A 23,795-nucleotide genomic window follows, 5' to 3' on the forward strand; every position below is an offset into this window, starting at 1 on the left:
AGGCATATTCCCATGAAACGCAATCTCGTAGCCATCCTGCGCGGCGTCACCCCGTCCGAGGTGGAGGCCATTGCCGAAGAGCTGATCGAGGCCGGTATCCTGCGGATCGAAGTGCCGCTGAATTCTCCCGATCCTTTCGACAGCATCAATTGCCTCGCCCGGCAGTTCGGGGAAGTGGCGGACATCGGGGCGGGCACCGTTCTGACCCCTGCGGAGGTCGCCCAGGTGCAGGACAGCGGCGGGCGACTGATCGTCTCGCCCGACACCAATCCGGAGGTCATCATGGCCAGCAAACACCGCGGGCTGATCTCCTGCCCCGGTGCTATGACGCCAAGCGATTGCTTTGCCGCGATCCGCGCGGGGGCCGATATGCTGAAGCTCTTCCCGGCCTCGATCCTGGGGCCCGAGGGGCTGAAGGCGATTTCCGCCGTCCTGCCGAAACATCCCCCCGTTCTGGCCGTCGGCGGCGCGGGGCCAGACAGCTTTGCCGACTGGATGCGCGCCGGGGCCTCTGGCTTTGGCCTGGGGACGGCGCTTTACCGGCCGGGCGACAGCGCGGCGGTGGTGGCCGAACGTGCCGCGCGGGTGGTCGCGGCCTTCGATGCGGCGCAGGCCGGTCTGGACGCGTGATCCCCGTCAGGTGACGCGGTTGGCCTGCTTGTACTCCGGGCGGTCCCACAGGCGGTTGTCGATCACTTCCGCCAGGATCTCCACCGCGCGGCGCACGTCCCCCTCGTCCAGATAGAGCGGCGTGAAACCAAAGCGCATGATATCCGGCGCGCGGAAGTCCCCGATCACGTCGCGGGCGATCAGGGCCTGCATGGCGGCATATCCATGTTCGAAGGCGAAGGAGACCTGGCTTCCGCGCTGCGCTCCGTCGCGCGGGCTGACGAGGGTGAGCGCGGGGCAGCGGGCCTCGACCTCGGCGATGAAGACCTCCGACAGGTGCAGGCTGGCGGCGCGCAGTTCGGCCATGTCGACCCCCTCCCAGGAGTCGAGGGCGCAGTCCAGAGCCGCGAGGGCGATGATCGGCGGGGTGCCGACGCGCATCCGTTCGATCCCCGAGGCCGGGCGGTAGGACGGCTCAAACGCAAAGGGCGCGTCATGGCCCAGCCAGCCGGAGAGCGCGGGCTGCGCGGTGCCGATCAGATCAGGGCGGACATAGATGAAGGCCGGCGCGCCCGGCCCGCCGTTGAGGTATTTGTAGGTGCAGCCGACCGCAAATTCGCAGTTGCAAGCGCCCAGGTCCACTGGCACCGCCCCTGCGCTATGCGCCAGATCCCAGAGCATAACCGCACCCGCGGCATGGGCCGCGCGGGTGATGCCCTCCATGTCGTGCATCCGGCCGGTGCGGTAATCGACCTGGGTGATCATGGCGACGGCCACGTCTTCGGTCATCGCGGCCTCGACCTCCTCCGGCGCGACGACGCGCAGCTCGTACCGGTCGCCCAGCAGCTGGATCAGCCCCTCGGCCATGTAGAGATCCGAGGGGAAGTTGCCGTTGTCCGACAGGATCACCCTGCGGTCCGGTCGCATCGCCAGCCCGGCCGCCAGCGCCTGGAACACCTTGATCGACAGGGTATCACCCATGGCGATGCTCTCGTCCTCCGCGCCCAGCATCCTGGCCAGCCGGTTGCCCACGCGGATCGGTTGCGCCATCCATTCGTCGACGTTCCAGCCCTTGATCAGATGCGCGCCCCACTGGTCGGTGATCATCTGCGATACCGCCGCCTCGACCCCGCGCGGCAGGGGGCCGAGCGAATTGCCGTCGAGATAGATCATCCCCTCGGGCAGGTGAAAGCGGTCCTTGACGGGAAGGGTCATAGCGCACCTCGCAGTTTCCAGAGTTCGGGGAAAAGCTCGACCTCGAGCATACGCCGTAAGTATTGCACGCCCGAGGTGCCGCCGGTCCCGCGCTTGAACCCGATGATCCGTTCCACCGTCGTGACGTGGTTGAAGCGCCAACGGCGGAAGTAATCCTCCAGATCGACCAGCTTTTCGGCCAGTTCGTACAGCGTCCAGTACTCGTCCGGCGACCGGTAAACGGTGATCCAGGCCTCGGTCACCGCCTCGCTGGCGGTATGCGGTTCCTCCATCCGGTAGACCTCCGCGTCGAACGAAACCCCCAGTTCCGCCTCCAGCGCCCGCAGCGCGGTGTGGTAGAGCGACGGCGTGCGCAGCTCCTGCTCCAGCATCGCGTGCAGTTCGGGCCGGTGTTCGTGTACCTTCATCATCGCGCGGTTGCGGTTGCCGAGGATGTATTCGATCAGCCGGTACTGATGCGACTGGAAGCCCGAGGAGGCGCCAAGCTCCTCTCGAAAGCGGGTATATTCGCTTGGCGTCATGGTCCGCAGCACATCCCATGCGCCGTTCAACTGGTCAAAGATTCGCGCCACGCGGGTCAGCATCTTGAAGGCCTGCCGGAACTCCCCCCGGGTCAGCGCCGCGCGGGCCGAATTGAGTTCGTGCAGCGCCAGCCGCATCCAGAGCTCGGACGTCTGGTGCTGGATGATGAAGAGCATCTCGTCATGCGCATCCGACCGGGGCCTCTGCGCCCCGAGGATCGGGTCGAGGCCCAGATAGTCGATATAACTCATGTCCTGCGCGAAAGACATCTTCGCGCCGTCGTTGCCCGGATCGTAGCTGCTCATGCCACGCCCTCCTTTTTTGTTATGTGCCCGGTCCCTGCCCGCTCAGGACGCCCGGCGGGCCACCGTCACGCGCGAAAATCCGGCCATGTTGGCATAGCCCCCGACGATGGCCCTGCGGTCCTCGTAGGACAGCACGTCGTCGATCGTGTTGAACCCGGCGGGGGCGAGCTTCTCGACCTCGTCGATGACCCGCTCCGGCCCGCCACGGCGATTGGTGTGGACCACCTCCGCCGTCTTGGGCAGCCGTTCCTTTTCATAGGCGAAGAGCGCGGCGCGCGGGTGTTCGGCCTTCTGCAACGCATCCGCCAGACAGCGCGCATCGAGGATCGCCTGCGACGCGCCGTTCGAGCCGACGGGATACATCGGATGCGCGGCATCGCCCAACAGGGTGATCCGGCCGAAGGTCCAGCGCGGCAAAGGATCGCGATCGGCCATCGGGTATTCGAAGATCTCCGGCGTCTTCTGAACCAGCTTGCCGATGTTCATGCCCGGCACGTGAAAGCGCAGCGCATGGGGCAGCACCTGCGCCAGCGGCGCGCGGCGCGACCAGTTGTCTGGCGGCGGCGGAGAGACCAGAGGATCCTTGATCCGCACATTCACCACCCAGTTCATCAGCTGCTTGCCACCCTGCACCGGCGCGATCGGATAAAGGACGAACTTGCCGCCCAGCCCGCCGCCGATGGCCATGCTCTCGCCATCCTCCCAGACGGGCCATTCGGTGGCACCGCGCCACATCACGACCCCCTGCCAGGAGGGTGTGGTTTCATCGGGGTAGAACACCCGGCGCCCGGCGGAATGGATGCCGTCGGCGCAGATCAGCACGTCGCCGCGCGCTGTCTTGCCCTTGTCGCCCTTCAGCGCATCGGTGAAATGCGCGGTGACCCCGGCCTCGTTCTGGGTGAAGCCCGCCAGGCGTCGGCCGGTCTTGATAGACTTCTTGCCCAGCCGGTCGATCACCGCGTCATAGATCACCTTTTGCAGGCGGCCCCGGTGGATCGAGAACTGGGGCACGTCGTGACCCGCATACATGCCGCGCAGCTCGGACCAGACTTCCTGTCCCTGACGTGTCAGGTAGGTCAGCTTGCGGGTGCGCACCCCGACCTCGTCCAGCGCGGGCAAGAGGCCCAGCTGTTCCAGTTCGCGGATGGCGTGGGGCAGGACGTTGATGCCGACGCCGACCTCGCGGACCTCGCGGGCGGCCTCGTAGATCTTCACGTCGATGCCGCGGGCGTGCAGCATCAGTGCGGTGGTCAGCCCGCCGATGCCCGCCCCTGCGATCAGGACCTTCATGGGATCAGTCCTCCTCGGGCGGGAGGAAATCGACCTCGTGCTGGGCCGAAATGGCAACCACATCCGCCGGGTTGGCGTCTGGGCCCAGATTGTGCAGCGCCCAGAACAGATCATAAAGCCGCCGGGTCGGCGACACCCAGAAGAGGCATTTGATCGTCTGGTCGGTCTTGTTGAAGATCCCGTGCGGCACGTTCATCGGCAGACGGATCAGGTCGCCCGGTTCGGCGTAGGCTTCCACCCCGTTCAGCAGCACGTCGAAACGGCCTTCCAGCACATAGATGAATTCATCCTGCGTCGGGTGGATATGCGGCGGCACGAAGGTGCCCTTGGGCAGGGTCGCGTGCCACGACATGGCATTCTTGGATTTCTGTTTCGGAACGTAAGTCTGGCCAAGGATATTCCAGCTGATATCTTCCATGCCGGAATTGGAACGGGTCACACCAGGTTTCATCTCAATAGCTCCTTCAAAATCAGACGTGCAGAAAGCGGTCCTTCACCTCGGGCGTGGCCAGAATTTCGGGCGTCGTCCCGGACCAGACGACGCGGCCTTTCTCGATCACGACGTGGCGATCCGCGAATTTGGTTAACGCGTCGACATTTTTGTCAATGACCAGAATGGCCTCGCCCTCGTCCTTCAGACGCTGGAGGCAGTGCCAGATGTCCGCCCGGATCAGGGGCGCCAGGCCCTCTGTGGCCTCGTCCAGAACGACCAGATGCGGGTTGGTCATCAGCGCCCTGCCAATGGCCAGCATCTGTTGTTCACCCCCTGACAACTGATTGCCCATGTTCCGGCGTCGTTCACGAAGGCGCGGGAATAGCTCGTAAATTCCCTGGATTGTCCATTTCCCCGGTCGGGCGGTCGCGCGCAGATTCTCCTCGACCGAGAGCGAGGGGAAGATCTGCCGCCCCTCCGGCACATAGCCCAGACCGGCCAGCGCGATCCGATGCGGATCGGCCCCGGTCAGGTTCTTGCCGCCCACGGTCACCGACCCGGCGCGCGGCTTGACCAGACCGAAGATCGACTTGATCGTCGTGGTCTTGCCCATGCCGTTGCGGCCCAGAAGGGTGACGACCTCACCCTCGTTCACATGAAAGTCGATGCCAAAGAGGATCTGGCTTTCGCCGTACCCGGCCTCCAGCCCGTTGACGTCCAGCATCAGGCGGCCTCCCCTTCCTCTTCGCCCAGGTAGGCGGCGCGCACCTCCGGATCGTTGCGGATATCGGCGGGGGCGCCCGTGGCGATGATGCGGCCGTAGACCAGCACCGAAACCCGGTCGGCCAGGGCAAAGACCGCGTCCATGTCGTGTTCGATCAGAACCATGGTGAAGCGGCCCTTCATCTTGCGCAGGTTCTCGATGAAGGTCTCGGCATCCTCGCCGCCCACGCCTGCCAGCGGTTCGTCCAGCAGCAGCACCCGGGGTTCAGTCGCCAGCGCAATCGCCAGCTCCAGCCGACGGTGTTCCCCGTGGCTCAGCGATTTCGCAAGCACATGCGCCCGGTCATCCAGCCCCGCCTCGCGCAGCGCCGTCATGGCGGCGTCGTTCAGCGGCTCTTCCCCCACGACGGCGCCGAAGAACCGGAAAGAGGACCCGTGCCGCGCCTGCACGGCCAGCGCCACGTTCTCCAGTGCGGTGAAGCCGGGCAGGACCGAGGTGATCTGGAACGACCGCGCCAGCCCCAGCTTCACCCGTTCGGGCATGGACAGACGGCTGATGTCGGTGTCGCCGATCTGCACCTGGCCACTGTCGGCGTGCAACTGGCCCGAAAGCTGCGAGATCAGCGTCGTCTTGCCCGCCCCGTTCGGCCCGATGATGGCGTGGATTTCGCCCGGTGCGACCGACAGGGACACGTCATCGGTGACCTTCAGCGCGCCAAAGCTCTTGTTCAGGTTGGTGACGGTCAGCGATGTCATTCCTGCCCCCTCACGATGCCCAGTTTCTTGAGAAGCCCGGTGATCCCATGCGGCGAGAAAAGCACCATGAGCACAAGGAAGATGCCGAAGTAGAGCTTCCAGTTCTCGGAGAAGTGGCCCAGCCATTCCTCCAGCATCAACGCCGCGACGGCCCCCGCAATCGGCCCGGCCAGCGTCCCGACGCCGCCCAGCACGACCATCACGATCAGCTCGCCCGACTTGTGCCAGGACATGAAGGCGGGCGACACGAACTGCGCCTGGTTGGCCAGCACGACACCCGCGACGGCGGTGATGCAGGCAGAGATGACAAAGGCGGTCAGCTGGTAGCGGAAGGGGGAGAAGCCGATGGCCTCGATCCGCGTGGGGTTTTCGCGGATGCCGGTCAACACGCGGCCAAAGCGCGACCCGACGATGCGGTGGCATAGGAAGAAGAGACCGATCAGCAGCGCCAGGGTGACGTAGTAGAGGCCGAAGTCGGTGCCCAGCAGGTCCATGCCCAGCACGGTGGAGCGTTCGGCCAGCGCCACCCCGTCGTCCCCGCCGTAACTCGACAGCGAAATGAAGAAGAAGAAGGCCATCTGCCCGAAGGCCAGCGTGATCATGATGAAGTAGACGCCGCGCGTCCGCAGCGAAATCGCCCCGGTGACAAAGGCAAAGACCGCCGAAATCCCCATGGCAAAGAGGATCTGCAAGATCAGGTCGTTGACCCCATAGCTCTGCAGGATCGCCACCGCATAGGCCCCGAAGCCCAGGTAGGCGGCATGGCCAAAGCTGACCATCGCGCCGTAGCCGAGGATCAGGTCCAGCGCCATGGCGGCGATGGCATAGGCCAGTATACGGGTGCCGATCAGCACGTAGAACGGGTCGTTCAGGGCCGAGGCTACGGGCGGCATCAGCGCGAAGAGGACAAACAGGACAAGGGCGGCCTTGACCCGTCCGGACAGCGCGGGCCGGGTGGCGGGCGGTGCGGGGGCGGTCAGGTCGGTCATGCGCGTCTCCCGAAGAGGCCGGCGGGTTTGGCAAAGAGGATGACGGCCATCAGGATGTAGACCAGCATGGGCGCCAGAACGCGGCCCGCCTGCCCCGCCACCGACGGGTCGAAGAACGAGCGCAGGACAATCGGTCCGAAGACCCCGCCAAGCGTGTCGACCACGGCGACCAGCAGCGCGCCGAGGAAGGCGCCCTTGATCGACCCGATGCCGCCGATCACCACGACGACGAAGGTCAGGATCAGCACGCTTTCCCCCATGCCGGTATCGACCGACAGGATCGGCGCGATCAGCGCCCCCGCCAGGCAGGCCAGCACGGCTCCGAGGGTAAAGACGATGGCAAACAGCCGGTTGATATCGACGCCGAGCGCCGAGACGGTGTCACGGTTGGTGGCCCCGGCGCGCAGCAGCATGCCGACGCGGGTATAGTTGACCATCACGAAGAGGCCGAGCGCCACGGCCAGACCGGCAACGATGATCGCGATGCGATAGACCGGGTATTGCAGCGGGCCCATCAACGGGACGGAGCCGGAAAAGATATCGGGCATGGGCACGGACAGCGGCGAGGTGCCCCAGATCATCTTGACCGCTTCGTTGGCGATCATGACCAGCCCGAAGGTCGCCAGCACCTGATCGAGGTGCGAGCGGGCGTATAATCGTCGCATCACGACGAACTCAATCACCAGCCCCACGGCGACGGCGGCCGGCAGCATCAGCAGGAGACCCCACCAATAGCTGCCGGTCGCCGCCGCGAAAGTGGCGATCAGGTAGGCGCCCACCATGTAGAGGACGCCATGGGCCAGGTTGATCACGTCCATGATCCCGAAGACGAGCGTCAGGCCCGCCGCGATCAGGAACAGCAGAACGCCAAGCTGAACCCCGTTCAGAAGTTGAAGAACAAAGAGGTTCATCATGGTCGCGATCTCCTGGCCGTCGTTTCAGATCACATCTTGCAGGCGGAGGCGTAGTTATCGACGTAGTCGTCGAAGATCTTCTCCTTTATCGACGTGCCGTACATGCCGTCTTCGCGCTTCACCGCCTCGACCAGGTAGAAGTCCTGGATCGGGAAGTTGTTGGAGCCAAAGGAGAAATCGCCACGCGGGCTGTCGAAGTCGGCCTCGTGGATCGCGGCGCGCAGAGCGTCACGGTCGGTCAGGTCGCCGCCGATCTTGCGCACGGCGCTGTCGATCAGCTGGGCCGCGTCATAGGCCTGCATCGCATAGGTGCCGGGCACGTGGTCGTACTTCGCGATATAGGCATCGACGAAGGCCTTGTTGGCCTCGTTGTCCAGATCCGGCGCCCAGTTCGCGCCGCCCAGCATGCCGACGGCCGCGTCCTGCGTGGCGGGCAGCGTGGTCTCATCCACGGTGAAGGCCGACAGGAAGGGGATCGAGGTCAGGCCGGCCTGGCTGTACTGTTTGACGAGGTTCACGCCCATGCCGCCCGGCATGAAGGTAAAGACCGCGTCGGGCTGAAAGGCCGCGATCTGCGCCAGTTCCGACGAGAAGTCGAGCTGCCCCAGTTCGGTATAGACCTCACCGGCGGTGCCGCCCTTGTAGGAATTCTTGAACCCCGCCTGGCTGTCCTTGCCCGCCTGGTAGTTCGGCGTCATCAGGAAGACGTTCTGGTAACCCTGCTGCTGCGCATAGGCGCCCATGACCTCGTGGTTCTGGTCGTTCTGGTAGGAGGTGGTGAAGAAGTTCGGATGGCAGGCCTCGCCCGCGAGGGTCGAGGTGCCCGCGTTGGTCGAGATCAGGATCGTCCCGGTCGAGGTGACCGGCTGCACGATCGCCATCAGGATGTTGGAGAAGATCGGACCGACGACAAAGTCGACATTGTCCCGCTGCACCAATTCGCGGGCCTTTTCGGCCGCGAGGTCCGGTTTGCCCTCGTCGTCGATGACGATGATCTCGGTCTTCATGCCGCCGATCTCGCCGATCTTCTCGGCCGCCAGCATGAAGCCGTCGCGCGCCTGTTCGCCAAGCGCGGCGGGCGGTCCGGAGAGGGTGTAGACGAGGCCGATCTTCAGCACGTCGTCATTGGCGGATGCGGGGACATCCTGCGCCAGGGCCGGGGCGGTCAGCCCCATGGCCAGCAGGGTGGAAGCGAGCAATTTGGATTTGTGGTTCATGGTGAACTCCCTGGTTGATGTCTGCGGCTTTTGCCGTCTGGTTGGGCGCTTGGCCGATGCGGTCAGCGCGACACCCGACATTGAGCGGTGTATCGCGTTGCACATGCAAGTTATTTTCTGGTCATCTGCGCCTCCGCCGGGCCCAGCACGGCGGACAGCATCGGGCCGTCCGCCTCCATCAGGCTGTCGATGACGTTGAAGTGGTGGCGGTCCGGGGCGACGACATCCTGCGTCAGGCAGCCCAGCCCATGCCATATGTTCGACAATAGTGCCGACTGGCGCAGAAATTCCTGACGCTCGCCGCCGCCGACCCAGGTGGTCAGCGCCACCCCGTTGAGCGGCCGTTTCAGCGCCGGACTCTGCGCCGCCGCCACCTCCATATCCAGCTGCAGCGCCTCGCGCCGCCACATCTGCGTCATGGGGCGCAGGTCATGCAGGCCCGAGATCGACAGGACATGCACCAGCCGCGCTTGAACTGCGGCGGACAGCGGTGTGTCCTGGCACATCATGGCGGTGACAAGATGCCCGCCCGCCGAATGGCCGCTCAGGACGACGGGGCCCGCAACCTCTCCGGCCGCATGGGTGATCGCGGCACCGACCTGTGCGGTGATCTCGGCGATCGTCACATCCGGGCACAGATCATAGGAGGGCATCGCCACCGCCCAGCCCCGCGTGACCGCCCCGGCGGCCAGGTGGGACCAATAGGATTTGTCCAGCGCCATCCAGTAGCCGCCATGGACAAAGACGAAAAGACCGACCGGATCCCCCTCCGGCAGGAAGAGGTCATAGCGGTGCCGCTCCCCCTCCCCGTAGGCGATGTCGAGGCGGCTCTTGCAGGTGGCGCGAAAAGCGGCAGAGGGCGCCTCCCAGGCCGCCGGATAATCGGCGCCACCGGGGATATTCTTGCCGTTCTCATAGGCGTCATCCCAGTCCGTCACAGCGAAGGCCACCATCGCACAGATCCCTATTCGGTCTTGTTTTACAGACGATCCGCGCCGATCATGCCGCTGCGGACGCCCTGATTTGAGCCCATCGTTACGCGGCTCGAATTATATTTCAAGCTGAAAACTTTTTTGCTTGAAATATTTTTTGACGCTGCCTAGCCTTTCGACATTGACCCCCGAAACCACGGTGGAGCGACAGGTGGCCGACCAACACCCCGATCCCGAAAGCGCCCGGTTCTCTGCCCCCGTCGCCACCTCGAAAGAGCGGCTGCGGATGTGGCTGCGGATGCTCAAGACCACCCGCACCGTCGAGGCCCAGCTGCGCGAGCGGCTGCGGACAGAGTTCAATTCCACCCTGCCCCGCTTCGACGTGATGGCGGCGCTGGCGCGCTATGCCGACGGGTTGAAGATGAGCGCGCTCTCCGGCGTGCTGCGGGTGTCGAACGGCAATGTCACCGGCATCGTCGACCGCCTGGCCGAGGAAGGGCTGGTCATCCGGGTGCAGGTGCCCGGCGACCGCCGCGCCTCCCTCGTTCGGTTGACGCAGAAGGGACAGGAAGTTTTTGCCGCCCAGGCCGCCGCGCATGAGGCCTGGATCAACGAACTGCTCGCCGGGTTCACACCGGAGGAGGCGCGCATGTTCTCCGACCATTTCGACGGCATCAGCCGTCATGACGACGAGGAGGAAGGCCAGTGAGAGCCGATACCAAACATTTCCTGTGCAGCATTGAGGATGGCATCGCGACCGTCCGGCTGGACCGCCCCGACCGCAAGAACCCCCTGACTTTTGACAGCTATGCCGAGCTGCGCGACTGGTTCCGCGAGTTGCATTACGATGACGAGGTGAAGGCGGTGGTCTTTGCCTCCAACGGCGGCAACTTCTCCTCCGGCGGCGATGTGCACGACATCATCGGCCCGCTGACGAAGATGACGATGAAGGAGCTGCTGCGCTTCACCCGCATGACCGGCGATCTGGTCAAGTCGATGCTGAACTGCGGCAAGCCGATTATCACCGCCGCCGATGGCGTCTGCGTGGGTGCAGGCGCGATCATTGCCATGGCCTCCGACCTGCGGGTCGCGACGCCGGAGGCGAAATGCGCCTTCCTCTTTACCCGCGTCGGGCTGGCGGGCTGCGACATGGGGGCCTGCGCCATGCTGCCCCGCATCATCGGTCAGGGCCGCGCGAACGAACTGCTCTATACCGGCCGCGCGATGACCGCGGACGAAGGCGAAAGATGGGGCTTCTGGAACCGCCTGATCCCCGCCGAGGACCTGGAAGCCGAAGCCGTCGCCTGGGCGAAAAAGATCGCCGAGGGTCCGAACTTCGGCCACATGATGACCAAGACCATGCTGCAGCAGGAATGGGCCATGACGCTGGATCAGGCCATCGAAGCCGAGGCGCAGGCGCAGGCCATCTGCATGCAGACCGAGGATTTCACCCGCGCCTACAACGCCTTCGTCGCGAAGGAAAAACCCGTGTTCGAGGGCAACTGATGGCCGACCAGAGCTATCTCGACTGGCCCTTCCTGACGCCCGCCCACAAGGACCATGCCCTCGGGCTGGACGCCTGGTGCGCGGGGCTGGGGGACATCGACCACCACGACACCGACAATGCCTGCCGCACGCTGGTCGCGAAACTGGGCGCGGATGGCTGGCTGGAACCGACCGCCGTCGATCCGGCCAACCCGCAGCCGCTGGACGTGCGCACGCTGTGCCTCAGCCGCGAAACACTGGCCCGTCATGACGGGCTCGCAGACTTTGCCTTCGCCATGCAGGGGCTTGGAACCGGGGCAATTTCGCTGTTCGGTTCGTCCCGCCAGCAGGACGAATGGCTTCCCCTGACCCGCTCGGGTCGGGCGATTTCCGCCTTTGCACTCACGGAGCCTCAATCCGGGTCGGATGTCGCCAATTCCACCATGACGGCCCACGATGACGGCGACGCATGGGTTCTGGATGGGGAAAAAACATGGATCTCGAACGGCGGGATCGCGGATGTCTACACGCTCTTTGCGCGCACCGGCGAAGGCCCGGGCGCCAAGGGGCTCTCGGCCTTCATCGTCCCCGCCGACACCCCCGGGTTCGAGATCGCGGAACGGCTCGACACCATCGCGCCGCACCCGCTGGCCACCCTGCGCTTCACCGGCGCGCGGCTGCCGAAGTCCGCGCTGATCGGCCAGCCCGGTCAGGGGTTCAAGATCGCCATGTCCGTGCTCGACGTCTTCCGCACGACCGTCGCCGCCGCAGCACTTGGCTTTGCCCGCCGCGCGCTGGACGAGGCGACCGCCCGCGTCACCGCTCGGCAGGTGCAGGGCAAGCCGCTGTCGGACCTGCAGATGGTGCAGGCCCATATCGCCGAGATGGCGCTGCGCGTCGATGCCTCCGCACTGCTGATCTACCGCGCCGCCTGGACCAAGGACAGCGGCGCGCCCCGTGTCAGCCGCGAGGCCGCGATGGCGAAACTCTTTGCCACGGACGAGGCGCAGAAGGTCATCGACGCCGCCGTCCAGCTGCACGGCGGGGACGGCGTACGGTCCGGTAACACTGTGGAAAGACTTTACCGCGAGATTAGGGCGCTTCGGATCTACGAGGGCGCATCAGATGTCCAGAAAGTGATCATTGCCCGCCAGACGCTCGACGCGGCGGCGGGCTGACAAAACGACCAACGACCGGCGGAAAGACCGGCATCAGGGAGACCGAACCAATGACGGCACATCAGACCATCGACCTCGGCCCCTCGGCCCATGTCGACACCTACACGCGCGACAACCTGCCCCCTTCGGATCAGTGGCCGGATATCCTGCTGGACGGGTTCGACTATCCAGATCATCTGAACATCGGCGTCGAACTCACTGATGCAATGGTGGAAAAGGGGTTCGGCGACCACACCGCGCTGATCGGCAACGGGCGGCGGCGCACCTACAAGGAGCTTGCCGACTGGACCAACCGCCTGGCCCACGCGATGGTCGAGGATCTGGGCGTCCAGCCCGGCAACCGCGTGCTGATCCGGTCCGCCAACAACCCCGCGATGGTCGCGGTCTGGCTGGCTGCGACCAAGGCGGGCGCGGTGGTGGTGAACACCATGCCCCTGCTCAGGGCGCGGGAACTGACCTCCATCGTCGACAAGGCGCATATCCAGTTCGCTTTCTGCGACACCCGCCTGATGGACGAAATGGCCACCTGCGCCAAGACCTCGGAATACCTGGAAAAAGTCGTGGGCTTCGACGGCACCTCCAATCACGATGCGGAACTGGACCGGCTGGCGCTGGAAAAACCCGTCCAATTCGACGCGGTGAAGACGGGCCAGGATGATGTCGCCCTGCTGGGCTTCACCTCCGGCACAACCGGATCGCCCAAGGCGACGATGCATTTCCACCGCGACATCCTGATCATCGCAGACGGCTACGCCAAAGAGGTGCTGGGCGTCACGCCGGAGGATGTCTTTGTCGGCTCGCCGCCGCTGGCCTTTACCTTCGGCCTCGGCGGTCTGGCGGTCTTCCCCCTGCGCTTCGGCGCGGCGGCGACATTGCTAGAAAACGCCAGCCCGCCCAATATGATAGAGATCATCCAGAAGTACAAAGCCACGGTAAGCTTCACCGCTCCCACGGCCTATCGCGCCATGCTGCGGGCGATGGACGACGGTGCGGACCTGTCGTCGCTGCGGGCCGCTGTGTCGGCCGGGGAAACCCTGCCCGCCCCGGTCTATGAGGAATGGATTGAGAAGACCGGCAAGCCCATGCTCGACGGCATCGGCGCGACGGAGATGCTGCATATCTTCATCACCAACCGCTTCGACGATCACCGCCCCGCCTGCACCGGCAAGCCGGTCACCGGCTACGAGGCCAGGGTGATCGACGACGCGGGCAACGACCTGCCGCGCGGCGAGGTCGGGCGACTGGCCGTGCGCGGCCCGACCGGCTGCCGCTACATGGCGGACGACCGGCAGAAGAGCTACGTGCTGGACGGCTGGAACATCACCGGCGACGCCTTCTACATGGACGAGGACGGCTACCTGCATTTCGCCGCGCGCAACGACGACATGATCGTGTCCTCCGGCTACAATATCGCGGGTCCGGAGGTCGAGGCGGCGCTGCTGTCGCACCCGGCCGTAATGGAATGCGCGGTGGTCGGCCAGCCGGACGATGAGCGTGGAACGATTGTCGAGGCGCATGTCGTCGTCGCCGAGGGCCATCAGCCGGGCGACAAGCTGGTCAAGGCGCTGCAGGAGCACGTGAAGGCGGAGATCGCGCCCTACAAGTACCCCCGGTCGGTGGTGTTCACTGAGGCGCTGCCGAAAACGGAGTCGGGGAAGATCCAGCGGTTCCGGCTCAAGAGGTAACCCCTCCGATCCGCGCCTTTCCCCCGCCCCGCGCGTTTTGAGCATTTACGGCGCGGCCCCGCCCCGGCACAAAGGGGCCGTGCCACGCCACATCAGGAAGGAGCCCGACATGCAGTGCGTTTTCATCCAGTTACAATGTGACATCGGCAAGACCTACGACGTGGCCGAGGCGATCGTGGACCGCGAATTCCATTCCGAGATCTATTCGACCAGCGGCATGTTCGACCTTCTGATCAAGGCCTACGTGCCCGATGAGGAGGATATCGGCCGCTTCGTCGACACCAATCTCACCGGCATTGACGGCATCGTGCGAAGCTACACCACGCTGACATTCAAGGCGTTCTGACCCGCTCTGCCCGCTCTTTCGTCAGGATCCGAGTTCCGCCAGCGCCGCTGCGCGGTCGGGAGTTCTGCACGCGTGGGACATGGGAAACTTAAATCTTATGTCTAAATATTTTATACTTGAAATAATGACCCGAGACGGTAGCTTCAACGCGACAACCAGGGAGACTCGGCCATGAAAATCGCTGTTCTGGGCGGGGGACCTTCGGGCCTCTACTTCGCCATCTCGATGAAGCTGCGCGATGCCTCGCATGACATCACGGTCTATGAGCGCAACCGGCCCGACGATACCTTTGGCTGGGGCGTCGTGCTGTCGGACGAAACGATGTCGAACTTCGACCAGAACGATCCCGTCAGCGAAAAGATGATCCGCGACCACTTCGCCTACTGGGACGATGTGAAGGTGGTGCGCGGGGAGGAGGAGATGACCTCCTCCGGCCACGGGTTCTGCGGGATCGGGCGGAAAGAGATGCTACTGCTGTTGCAGGAACGGGCCCGCCAGTTGGGCGTGACCCTAGAGTTTCAGCACGACGTGACCCCCGACCGGATCGAGGAGCTGCGTCGCGACAACGACCTGCTGGTGGCGTCGGACGGGCTGAACTCAAAAACCCGCAGCCATTATGCCGAGCATTTCCAGCCGGAAATCGACATGCGCGCCAACCACTTCGTCTGGCTGGGCACGCATCAGAAGTTCGACGACGCCTTCACCTTCATCTTCGAGAAGACCGAGCACGGCTGGATCTGGGCGCATGCCTACCAGTTCGACGACAACACGGCGACCTTCATCGTGGAATGCGGGCCCGAGACCTACCGCGCCTTTGGCTTCGACACGCTGAGCCAGCAGGAGAGCATCGCGCTCTGCGAGAAGATCTTTGCGCGTCACCTCGGCGGGCATTCCCTGATGACCAATGCCGCGCATATCCGCGGCTCGGCCTGGATCCGGTTCCCACGCGTGACCTGCGAAAGCTGGTATCACGAGAATGTCGTGCTGCTTGGCGATGCCTCGGCGACGGCGCATTTTTCGATCGGGTCGGGGTCCAAGCTGGGCATGGAGTCGGCGATCGCACTGGCGGACGAATTGTCTTCGGACAAGCCGCTGGATCAGGCGCTGCACGACTATCAGGAGGAGCGGAAGCTGCAGGTGCTGCGCGTGACCTCCGCCGCGCGAAACTCCACCCAGTGGTTCGAGGAGATCGAGCGCTATCTCGACCTCGACATGATGCAGTTCAACTATGCGCTGCTGACCCGGTCGCAGCGGATCAGCCATGAGAACCTGCGCCTGCGCGATCCGGAATGGCTGGCCACGGCGGAAGCCTGGTTCCAGAAGAAGGCGGGCAGCAATTCGGGCCGTTCGCCCATGTTCGCGCCCTTCAAGCTGCGCGGGATGGAGCTGGTAAACCGCGTCGTCGTCTCGCCCATGGCGCAGTACAAGGCGAAGGACGGGATGCCGACGGACTGGCATTTCGTGCATTACGCCGAACGCGCCAAGGGCGGCGCGGGGCTGGTCTTTACCGAGATGCTCTGCGTCAGTCCCGAAGGGCGGATCACCCCGGGCTGTCCCTGCATCGGGCCGGATCAGGTGGAGGCCTATCGCCGCCTGACCAGCTTCGTGCACGAGGAGACACCCGCCAAGATCTGTGCCCAGATCGGCCATTCCGGGCGCAAGGGGTCAACCCGGCTGGCCTGGGACGGCATCGACCAGGCCCTGCCGGAGGGCGAGAACTGGGGCCTGCTGTCGGCCTCTGCCATCCCGTTGATGGAGGGCAACGTGGTCCCGAAGGAGATGGACCGCGCCGACATGGACATGGTGAAGGAGCAATTCATCGCCGCCGTCCGCGCGGCCCGTGAGGCGGATTTCGACATGATCGAAATGCACGCGGCGCACGGCTATCTGCTGGCCTCCTTCATCTCTCCGGTCACCAACCGGCGGTCGGACGACTACGGCGGGTCGCTGGAGAACCGGATGCGCTATCCGTTGGAGGTCTTTGCCGCCATGCGCGCGGAATGGCCGGAGGAGAAGCCGATGACGGTGCGTATCTCGGCCCATGACTGGATGGGCGAGGATGCGGTGACGCCGGACGAGGCGGTGCAGATCGGCGCGATGTTCAAGGCGGCGGGCGCGGATGCGATCAACGTGTCGTCGGGGCAGACGGACAAGGCAGAACAGCCGATCTACGGCCGGATGTTCCAGGTGCCCTTCGCCGACCGCGTGCGCAACGAGATCGACCTGCCGACGTTGGTGGCAGGCAATATCTACGAACCGGACCACGTGAACTCGATCCTGATGGCGGGGCGTGCGGACCTCGTCCTGCTGGCGCGTCCGCACCTTGCCGATCCCTACTGGACCCTGCATGCGGCGGTGGAACTGGGCGACGAGGCACAGGCCTGGCCCCTGCCCTACGAGGGCGGCCGCCGTCAGGCAAACACCCTGGCCGAACGCGCCCGGGCAATGGCGGCCCCGGCTGGTCGGGCATGAGCCTTGCGGGCAAATCAGCCTTCGTGACGGGGGGCGGCACTGGTGCCGGGGCGGCGATCGCCCAGGCTCTGGCCGCCGAGGGCGCGCAGGTGACGATTTGCGGGCGCCGTCTGGCCCCGTTGGAAGCCGTGGCCTCCCGGGCGCCGGGCATCCGCGCGGTGGTGTGCGACATCACGGACGAGGCCGCGATGTCCGCCGCCGTGGCCGAGGCCCAACCGGATATCGTGGTGGCGAACGCCGGGATTTCGGACAGCGCACCCTTTACAAAAACCGATCTGAATGCCTTCAAACGTATGGTCAATGTGAACCTGACTGGCACATTCCTGACATTGCGGGAAGGCGCCAAGGCACTGAAGGACAAGCCCTGGGGTCGCCTCATCGCCATTGCCTCCACCGCCGGGCTGAAGGGCTATGCTTACGTCGCGCCCTATGCGGCGGCGAAGCACGGGGTGGTTGGCATGGTGAAATCCGTCGCGCTGGAATTCGCGCGCAAGGGGGTCACGGTGAATGCGGTCTGCCCCGGGTTTCTGGACACCGAGATGACCGAACAATCCATCGCCAACATCGTCGAGAAGACCGGACGCAGCCCCGAAGAGGCCCGCGCCACGCTGGAGGCGACCAATCCGATGCACAGGCTGGTGCCGCCCGAAGACGTGGCCGCCGCCGTCCTTTGGCTTTGTTCCCCCGGATCGGACATGGTAACGGGTCAGGCGATTTCGGTGTCGGGAGGGGAGACATGACAGAGGTATTCCGCCTGACACGGCCGGTCGAGTTCAATCACTGCGACCCGGCCGGCATGGTCTTCTACCCCCGTTATTTCGAGATGATCTCGGCCACGATCGAACGCTTCCTGGCCGATGCCGTGGACTACAGCTGGCAGGACATGGGCGTCTTCGACGGCGGCATGGGCACGCCCATGGGCCGGATCGAGGTGCGCTTTGCCAATCCGAGTTACCTGGGCGAGGCGCTCGATTTCGACCTGACGATCACGCGGCTTGGCCGGGCCTCCCTCACCGTTGCGATCCGGTGCAGTTGCGACGGCCAGACCCGGTTCGACTGCACGGCGACGATCATCCACGCCAGGACCGGCGGCGGGTCTTCCGCCCCCTGGCCCGAGGCGGTGCGCGACCGCATGGCCGCCTACCTCATCCCATCCGAACCAACAGCCGAGAAGACGAGCGCATGACACCCTCAAGCCCCCACACCTTCCTGCAGCCCGAGGGCTGGGTTCCTGCAAAAGGCTATGCCAACGGCGTGATGGCGGAGGGCAAGCTGATCGTGACCGGGGGCCTCGTCGGATGGAACGCGCAGCAGGAGTGGGTGCACACCGACATGCTGGGCCAGTTTCGCCAGACGCTGGAGAACATCGTCGCCGTGCTGGCCGAGGCCGGGGCCCGGCCCGAGCATATCGTCCGCCTGACCTGGTACATCACGGACAAGGCGGAATATAACAACAATCTCAGGGAGTTCGGGGCGATCTACCGCGATGTGATCGGCCGCCACTTCCCCGCCATGGCGGTGGTACAGGTCGTGGCGCTGATGGAAGACGCGGCCAAGATCGAGATCGAGGCCACCGCCGTCATCCCGACCTGACACAGGGCGGACGGCCGAACACCGGCATCACCCGCGCGCGACCGATCCCCCAATGACACACCGCCGCCCTGTTCGGGGCGGCGGTGGTCATTTGCGGGGAAAGGTATGGCTGGCGCCCCCGCAAGAGCGCCAGCCCGCGTGCCTTATTGCGGGGGGTGGAGGATATCCACAAGGCCCTGCACGAAGGCGACGATCTTGACCACGTCATCTTCGGTCAGCTTGCCGTGGAAATTGGGCATGCCGCCCCCCTCCATCGCGCCTTCCAGTACGATCGCGTTGATGTTCTCGATCGTGCCCGGGGCGGAATATCCGAGGTTGGGGATATTGCCGCCCGCGCCGACCGCCGGGACACCGTGGCACACGGCGCAGTTCGCGACGTAGAGCCCCTGCCCCTCCGGGATCATCGCCGGATCGTAGGAGACCCCGCGCAGCAGATCGGTCGGGGCGTCGCCATAGCTCGGCACCTCAGCCTCGCCGCCAAGTTTGAAGGTATAGACCGTGCCCGGCCCGACGGTTTCGGTGTGGCGGTTGGACACCCCGTAGGACCCGCCCCAGCCCGCGGCGATGGTGACGTATTGGTCGCCATCCTTTTCCCAAGTCATCGGTGCGGCGATGATGCCCATGCCCAGGTGTTCCTCCCACAGTTGCTCGCCCGTTTCCGCGTTGTAGGCGACAAAGCGGCCGTCGGAGGTGCCCTGGAAGACGAGGTTGCCCTTGGTCGTCAGCGTCCCGCCGTTCCACGGGTAGAGGTGCTGCTGACGCCAGACCTCCCGCTGCTCGACCGGGTCCCAGGCGATCAGCATGCCGACGGGCTTGCCGTTCGGCTGGACCGCGTTCAGGTAATAGCCGATGTTCCAGCCGGTGCCGGTTGCAAAGGCGTTCGGGGCCATCTGGTCAAAGGGCCGTTCGCCGGATTCCGCGAGCATGGTGATCGGGATCCCCTGCGCCGGGATGTAGACCAGCCCGGTGTCTGGGTTGTAGCTCATCGGGTGCCAGTTGTGAGCGCCGAGGGCGGAGGGCGTGACCTCCACCGCGTTGGCCTGACCGGGGCGGGCGCCGACCATTTCGATCGGGCGGCCGTTCTCGTCATAACCGGAGGCCCAGTTGACGAAGACGAAAGGCTCGGCGGAGAGGAATTCGCCGGTTTCGCGGTCAATGACGAAGAAGAACCCGTTCTTGGGCGCCTGCATCAGCACCTTGCGCTCCGCCCCGTCGATTTCCAGATCGGCCAGAATGATGTGCTGGGTCGAGGTATAATCCCAGGTCTCGCCCGGCGTGTGCTGGTAGTGCCAGACATATTCGCCGGTATCGGGGTTCAGGGCCACGACGGAGGCGAGATAGAGGTTGTCGCCACCTTCGGGCGAGCGGATGTCCTGGTTCCAGGGGGTGCCGTTGCCGACGCCGATGTAGAGGAGGTTCAGATCGGGGTCATAGGCCATGGCGTCCCAGACGGTGCCGCCGCCGCCGATTTCCCACCATTCGCCCGAGGGATCCCAGGTTTCCGCCGCCGCTTCCATCGCGGCGTTCTCGAACCCGTCCGCAGGGTTGCCGGGGACGGTGAACCAGCGCCAGACCTCGTCGCCGCTCTTCACGTCATAGGCGGTGACATAGCCGCGCACGCCGTATTCCGCGCCGCCGTTGCCGATGATGACCTTGCCGTCGATGATGCGCGGGGCGCCGGTGATCGTGTAGGGCCAGTCGCGGTTGATCGAGGTGTCGGCACGCCAGACGCGTTCGCCGGTGGCCGCGTCGATGGCGTCGAGATAGCCGTCGTAGGTGCCGACATAGATCATGCCGTCCCAGATCGCGACGCCCCGGTTGACCACGTCACAGCAGCCCTTGTAGCCCCAGGCCGGGTCGACCTGCGGATCATAGACCCAAAGCTCCTCGCCCGTGACCGCGTCCAGCGCGTGGACCACGGACCAGGAGGCGGTGACATACATGATCCCGTCCACGACGATCGGCGTCGCCTCGACACCGCGTCGGGAATTCATGTTGTGCGACCAGGCCAGCCCCATCTCGCCCACGTTGTCGGTGGTGATGCCGGTCAGCTTGGAAAACCGCGCCTCGTCATAGCCGAGGCCGTAGTTCAGCCAGTTCTTTGTTTCTGCCATGTTGGCGACGATGGCCGCGCCGTCGATCCCGGCCGTGGCGGCCTTGATCGCCTCTGCGTCGGGTTTGGCCGCATGGCTGTCCGCCAGCGCAGCCGTGCCCAGAGCGAGCGCCGCAATGGCCCCCGCAATCCTATGTAAAAACATGATATTCCTCCCTTTAGGAAAAGGCAGGCGCGTGTCGCCTGCCTTTCGTGTTGGACTAGCCATTCATGGCTGCCTTGACCTTGGCTGCCGTGATCGGCAGCGACCGGACCCGCGCGCCCGAGGCCTTGGCGATGGCGTTGGCAATGGCCGGGGCCACGGCGGTGGTGCCCGGTTCGCCGCAGCCCGTGGGATAGCCCCCCACGTCCATGACCCTGGCATCCACCTCGGGCATGTCGAACATGCGCAGCGGGGTCAGGCCGTCATAGTTGCTGGCCTGAATGGCCCCGTTCTCGAACCCGACATCTTCGTGCAGGGCCATCGACAGCCCCCAGAGGGCCGAGCCGACCAGCTGCGCCTTGACCCCGTCGGGGTTCACCGCAAGGCCCACGTCGATGCCCAGGGTCAGCTTGTTGACCGTGACCGCGCCGCTGTCGGGATCGACGGTGACATTGGCCGCACAGGCCGTCCAGGAGGCGGAGGGGCGGTCCTGTGACGACACCGCCGCCAGACCGATGGCCGTATTTGCTGGCTGTTCGGTCCCGTATCCGGCCCGATCCGCCACATCCTGCAAGACAGCGGCAAGGCGTTTCGCGCCGCCCGTCGTGGCCCCCGTCCCGGCGTTCTTGCCCGACCCGTCCAGCAGTCGCAGACGCAGGGCCAGCGGGTCCTCGCCCATTTCGGCGGCGACCTCGTCCAGGAAGCTTTCGACCGCCCAGCACTGCCAGCCCGGACCGACGGAGCGCAGATGACCCGGTGGCATCGCGCTTTGCGCGACCTGGTTCAGCGACAGGAGCGCCTGCTGGTTCGCCATCGTGTACCAGTGATCGGCGCCGTTGATGGCGAAGCCGTCGAATTTCTTGTCTTCGTTTCCTGAGAGGTCGGGGCCCATGAAGGCCGGGGCCTGACGGGCCGAGGCCCAGGCCGAGGCGGAAGAGTTCTTCCATCCCGTGATCTCGGCCCCCTTGAGGCCCGCGGTCATCCGCACGGTCGCCACGGGGCGGGTGAAGTCCATCAGCGTGTCCGCTTCGCGCGAATAGATCAGTTTGACCGGTTTGCCGACGGCCTTGGCGGTGTGGCAGGCCATGACGACATAATCGCAATCCAGCCGACGGCCGAAACCGCCGCCCAGAAGCGCCTGACGGAACACGATCTTTTCGGGTTCGACCCCGAGCGCGCCGACCAGCCCCATCAGCAGGGTCTGGAACTGGTTGCCTGCATGGATGTGATAGACCCCGTCCTTGATGTCGACGAGCGCGTTCATCGGCTCCAGCGGAGCATGGACGTTGACGCCGGTGGTGTAGTCCGCGATCAGGGTCGTCTCGGCCCCGGACATGCCCGCCTCGATGTCGCCGTCGTTCACGATCAGGCGCGTGTCCTCGCCGCTTTCGATCAGGCGCAGGTTTTCCGCGTGGATATCGGCTAGGGAGAGGCCTGCGTTGCCGCCCAGATCATAGTCGATCTTGAGCGCCTCGGCGGCCTTCTTGGCGGCCCAGTAACCGGTCGCGATGGCCATGACCCAGCCGGTCTGCGTGCCAAGCGGGTCCTCGATCACGACGTGCTCCAGGTATCCGGGGATCTCCCTGGCGGCGCTGTCGTCAACGCTTGTCACCTTGGCCCCGTAGCGGACGGGCGGCACGGCGGGGGTGGCGTAGACCATGCCCTCGACCGTCTGGTCGATGCCGTAGATGGCGGTGCCGTTGACCTTGGCCGGGATGTCCAGCGCCTGCACCGACTGCCCCACGACCGAACGATCGCCGTTGCCCTTCAGGGTCAGGGCCTTCATCTCGTCTTCACTGAAGGCGCGGGTCTCTTTGCCCAGCTTGGCCAGCTCCCCGTAACTGATGGATTTGCCACCGCCGGAGATCACGCCGTCCTTTGCCGTGTAGTCCTCGGGCGCGCCGCCCAGCTCTGCGGCGGCCATTTCGATCAGCGCCATGCGCCCGGCCGCCCCCGCCCGCGACAGGGCGTCGAAGGTCCAGTTGACGGACCACGACCCGCCCGTGATGTGCAACCCGTGGCGCGGATCGAAGCCGACGTAGGAGATGTCGACGTTGTCCCAGCCACACTCCAGTTCCTCGGCCACCGTCTGCGCCAGGGCGGTGCCCACATGCTGGCCCATCTCGGCCTTGGCGATGTGGATGACGACTCGGCCGTCCTCGTGGATGTCGAAGAACATGTTGGGGGACATCACCGCCCCCGCATCGGAGGCGGCGTTCGCGGCGTCGGGCATGGCGGCATACCCCATGGTCAGCGCGCCCGCCGTCACGGCAGAGGCGCGGACAAGGAAGCCGCGCCGGGTCATCAGGTTTCTATGTTCGGTCATGATCGTCCCCCCTTACGCGCTTGCGCTTTCGATCGCCGCGACGATCCGGTCATAGGTCATGCAGCGGCAGAGGTTGCCGCCCATATGGGCCACGATGTCTTCGCGTGACGGCTTGGGATTGTCGGCCAGCAGTTGCGCGGCCTGCATGATCTGGCCCGACTGGCAGTAGCCGCACTGGGGCACCTGCAGGTCGACCCAGGCCTTCTGCAGCGGATGCTCGCCCGCCGGGTCCAGCCCTTCGATCGTGGTGATGCTGGTGCCCGCCGCATCCGCCGCCGGCGTCTGGCAGGAGCGCACGGCGACCCCGTCCACATGCACGGTGCAGGCCCCGCACAAGCCCTGGCCGCAGCCGAATTTCGTTCCCGTCAGGCCCAGGGCCTCTCGGATCACCCACAGAAGCGGGGTGTCTGGTGTCGCGTCGACCTCGTGGTCGGTGCCGTTGACTGTCAATTTCATCATGTTCCTCCCTGAACCGGGGCCATGCGCCAGCAGACTGGCCCCCATGGGCGGCCGTCCGTTCTTGCGTCACGAACACATCCCGCCCCCCGCG

The 23,795-nt window shown here is 65.3% G+C and carries 23 protein-coding genes; 10 read left to right on the forward strand and 13 right to left on the reverse strand.

The window, feature by feature from the left end; translation table 11 throughout:
- The first annotated feature begins 12 nt into the window (after nt 1-12).
- A complete protein-coding gene (locus ACFC2Y_RS01225) occupies nt 13-630 on the forward strand; it encodes a 2-dehydro-3-deoxy-6-phosphogalactonate aldolase (RefSeq protein WP_375173235.1) in 618 nt (205 codons plus the stop codon).
- Nucleotides 631-636: 6 nt separating this feature from the next.
- Here ACFC2Y_RS01225 and kynU read toward each other — a convergent pair whose 3' ends face one another.
- From kynU to ACFC2Y_RS01275, 10 genes are all read right to left on the reverse strand, one after another.
- Nucleotides 637-1,824, reverse strand: a complete 1,188-nt coding sequence (gene kynU / locus ACFC2Y_RS01230) for a kynureninase (RefSeq protein ID WP_375173236.1) — start codon at nt 1,822-1,824, stop codon at nt 637-639.
- Nucleotides 1,821-2,651 (reverse strand): tryptophan 2,3-dioxygenase, encoded by an 831-nt coding sequence (kynA, locus tag ACFC2Y_RS01235; protein ID WP_375173237.1) that lies wholly within the window; start codon nt 2,649-2,651, stop codon nt 1,821-1,823. Before kynA ends, kynU begins: the two co-directional genes overlap by 4 nt.
- 42 nt (nt 2,652-2,693) lie before the next feature.
- On the reverse strand, nt 2,694-3,941 hold the full coding sequence (locus ACFC2Y_RS01240) for a flavin-dependent oxidoreductase (protein ID WP_375173238.1): 1,248 nt from the start codon (nt 3,939-3,941) through the stop codon (nt 2,694-2,696).
- Between the two features lie 4 nt (nt 3,942-3,945).
- Nucleotides 3,946-4,392: a cupin domain-containing protein gene (locus tag ACFC2Y_RS01245; RefSeq protein ID WP_375173239.1), complete on the reverse strand. Its 447-nt coding sequence runs from the start codon at nt 4,390-4,392 to the stop codon at nt 3,946-3,948.
- 19 nt (nt 4,393-4,411) lie between these two features.
- Nucleotides 4,412-5,098 carry an ABC transporter ATP-binding protein gene (locus ACFC2Y_RS01250; RefSeq protein ID WP_375173240.1) on the reverse strand — a complete coding sequence of 229 codons (687 nt, stop codon included), beginning with the start codon at nt 5,096-5,098 and terminating at the stop codon, nt 4,412-4,414.
- Nucleotides 5,098-5,853, reverse strand: coding sequence for an ABC transporter ATP-binding protein (locus ACFC2Y_RS01255; RefSeq protein ID WP_375173241.1), 756 nt, complete (start codon nt 5,851-5,853; stop codon nt 5,098-5,100). The genes ACFC2Y_RS01250 and ACFC2Y_RS01255 overlap by 1 nt, the downstream gene beginning before the upstream one ends.
- Nucleotides 5,850-6,842, reverse strand: coding sequence for a branched-chain amino acid ABC transporter permease (locus ACFC2Y_RS01260; protein ID WP_375173242.1), 993 nt, complete (start codon nt 6,840-6,842; stop codon nt 5,850-5,852). The genes ACFC2Y_RS01255 and ACFC2Y_RS01260 overlap by 4 nt, the downstream gene beginning before the upstream one ends.
- Nucleotides 6,839-7,756 carry a branched-chain amino acid ABC transporter permease gene (locus ACFC2Y_RS01265; protein WP_375173243.1) on the reverse strand — a complete coding sequence of 306 codons (918 nt, stop codon included), beginning with the start codon at nt 7,754-7,756 and terminating at the stop codon, nt 6,839-6,841. The genes ACFC2Y_RS01260 and ACFC2Y_RS01265 overlap by 4 nt, the downstream gene beginning before the upstream one ends.
- Nucleotides 7,757-7,785: 29 nt before the next feature.
- Nucleotides 7,786-8,973, reverse strand: a complete 1,188-nt coding sequence (locus tag ACFC2Y_RS01270) for an ABC transporter substrate-binding protein (RefSeq protein WP_375173244.1) — start codon at nt 8,971-8,973, stop codon at nt 7,786-7,788.
- Between the two features lie 110 nt (nt 8,974-9,083).
- A complete protein-coding gene (locus ACFC2Y_RS01275) occupies nt 9,084-9,926 on the reverse strand; it encodes an alpha/beta hydrolase (protein ID WP_375173245.1) in 843 nt (280 codons plus the stop codon).
- Nucleotides 9,927-10,191: 265 nt separating this feature from the next.
- On the opposite strand from ACFC2Y_RS01275, the gene ACFC2Y_RS01280 reads away from it, so the two are divergent.
- The 9 genes from ACFC2Y_RS01280 (at nt 10,192) to ACFC2Y_RS01320 (ending at nt 18,664) form a co-directional block, all read left to right on the forward strand.
- Nucleotides 10,192-10,614, forward strand: coding sequence for a MarR family winged helix-turn-helix transcriptional regulator (locus tag ACFC2Y_RS01280; RefSeq protein WP_375173731.1), 423 nt, complete (start codon nt 10,192-10,194; stop codon nt 10,612-10,614).
- Nucleotides 10,611-11,411: an enoyl-CoA hydratase family protein gene (locus ACFC2Y_RS01285; RefSeq protein ID WP_375173246.1), complete on the forward strand. Its 801-nt coding sequence runs from the start codon at nt 10,611-10,613 to the stop codon at nt 11,409-11,411. The genes ACFC2Y_RS01280 and ACFC2Y_RS01285 overlap by 4 nt, the downstream gene beginning before the upstream one ends.
- Nucleotides 11,411-12,568 (forward strand): acyl-CoA dehydrogenase family protein, encoded by a 1,158-nt coding sequence (locus ACFC2Y_RS01290; RefSeq protein WP_375173247.1) that lies wholly within the window; start codon nt 11,411-11,413, stop codon nt 12,566-12,568. The genes ACFC2Y_RS01285 and ACFC2Y_RS01290 overlap by 1 nt, the downstream gene beginning before the upstream one ends.
- Before the next feature lie 50 nt (nt 12,569-12,618).
- Entirely contained in the window at nt 12,619-14,253 is a 1,635-nt protein-coding gene (locus ACFC2Y_RS01295; RefSeq protein ID WP_375173248.1) for an AMP-binding protein, read from the forward strand.
- 109 nt (nt 14,254-14,362) lie between these two features.
- Nucleotides 14,363-14,599: an Lrp/AsnC ligand binding domain-containing protein gene (locus ACFC2Y_RS01300; RefSeq protein WP_375173249.1), complete on the forward strand. Its 237-nt coding sequence runs from the start codon at nt 14,363-14,365 to the stop codon at nt 14,597-14,599.
- 171 nt (nt 14,600-14,770) lie between these two features.
- The gene (locus ACFC2Y_RS01305) at nt 14,771-17,071 is read left to right on the forward strand and encodes a bifunctional salicylyl-CoA 5-hydroxylase/oxidoreductase (RefSeq protein WP_375173250.1); all 2,301 of its coding nucleotides are present in this window, start codon (nt 14,771-14,773) and stop codon (nt 17,069-17,071) included.
- Entirely contained in the window at nt 17,068-17,811 is a 744-nt protein-coding gene (locus ACFC2Y_RS01310; RefSeq protein WP_375173251.1) for an SDR family NAD(P)-dependent oxidoreductase, read from the forward strand. The genes ACFC2Y_RS01305 and ACFC2Y_RS01310 overlap by 4 nt, the downstream gene beginning before the upstream one ends.
- Nucleotides 17,808-18,257, forward strand: coding sequence for an acyl-CoA thioesterase (locus ACFC2Y_RS01315; RefSeq protein WP_375173252.1), 450 nt, complete (start codon nt 17,808-17,810; stop codon nt 18,255-18,257). Before ACFC2Y_RS01310 ends, ACFC2Y_RS01315 begins: the two co-directional genes overlap by 4 nt.
- Nucleotides 18,254-18,664 (forward strand): RidA family protein, encoded by a 411-nt coding sequence (locus ACFC2Y_RS01320; RefSeq protein ID WP_375173253.1) that lies wholly within the window; start codon nt 18,254-18,256, stop codon nt 18,662-18,664. The genes ACFC2Y_RS01315 and ACFC2Y_RS01320 overlap by 4 nt, the downstream gene beginning before the upstream one ends.
- A gap of 143 nt (nt 18,665-18,807) precedes the next feature.
- Here the strand turns inward: ACFC2Y_RS01320 and ACFC2Y_RS01325 are convergent, their stop codons facing one another.
- From ACFC2Y_RS01325 to ACFC2Y_RS01335, 3 genes are read right to left on the reverse strand one after another with little or no spacing between them, the layout of a single operon-like run.
- On the reverse strand, nt 18,808-20,922 hold the full coding sequence (locus ACFC2Y_RS01325) for a PQQ-dependent dehydrogenase, methanol/ethanol family (protein WP_375173254.1): 2,115 nt from the start codon (nt 20,920-20,922) through the stop codon (nt 18,808-18,810).
- A 55-nt stretch (nt 20,923-20,977) separates the two neighbouring features.
- Complete coding sequence (locus tag ACFC2Y_RS01330; RefSeq protein WP_375173255.1) at nt 20,978-23,245, reverse strand: molybdopterin cofactor-binding domain-containing protein; 2,268 nt, start codon at nt 23,243-23,245, stop codon at nt 20,978-20,980.
- Nucleotides 23,246-23,257: 12 nt separating this feature from the next.
- A complete protein-coding gene (locus tag ACFC2Y_RS01335; RefSeq protein ID WP_375173256.1) occupies nt 23,258-23,701 on the reverse strand; it encodes a (2Fe-2S)-binding protein in 444 nt (147 codons plus the stop codon).
- Nucleotides 23,702-23,795 lie beyond the last annotated feature (94 nt).

It is taken from the genome of Pseudooceanicola sp. (genome assembly GCF_041987405.1).
Taxonomy (GTDB): Bacteria; Pseudomonadota; Alphaproteobacteria; order Rhodobacterales; family Rhodobacteraceae; genus Pseudooceanicola.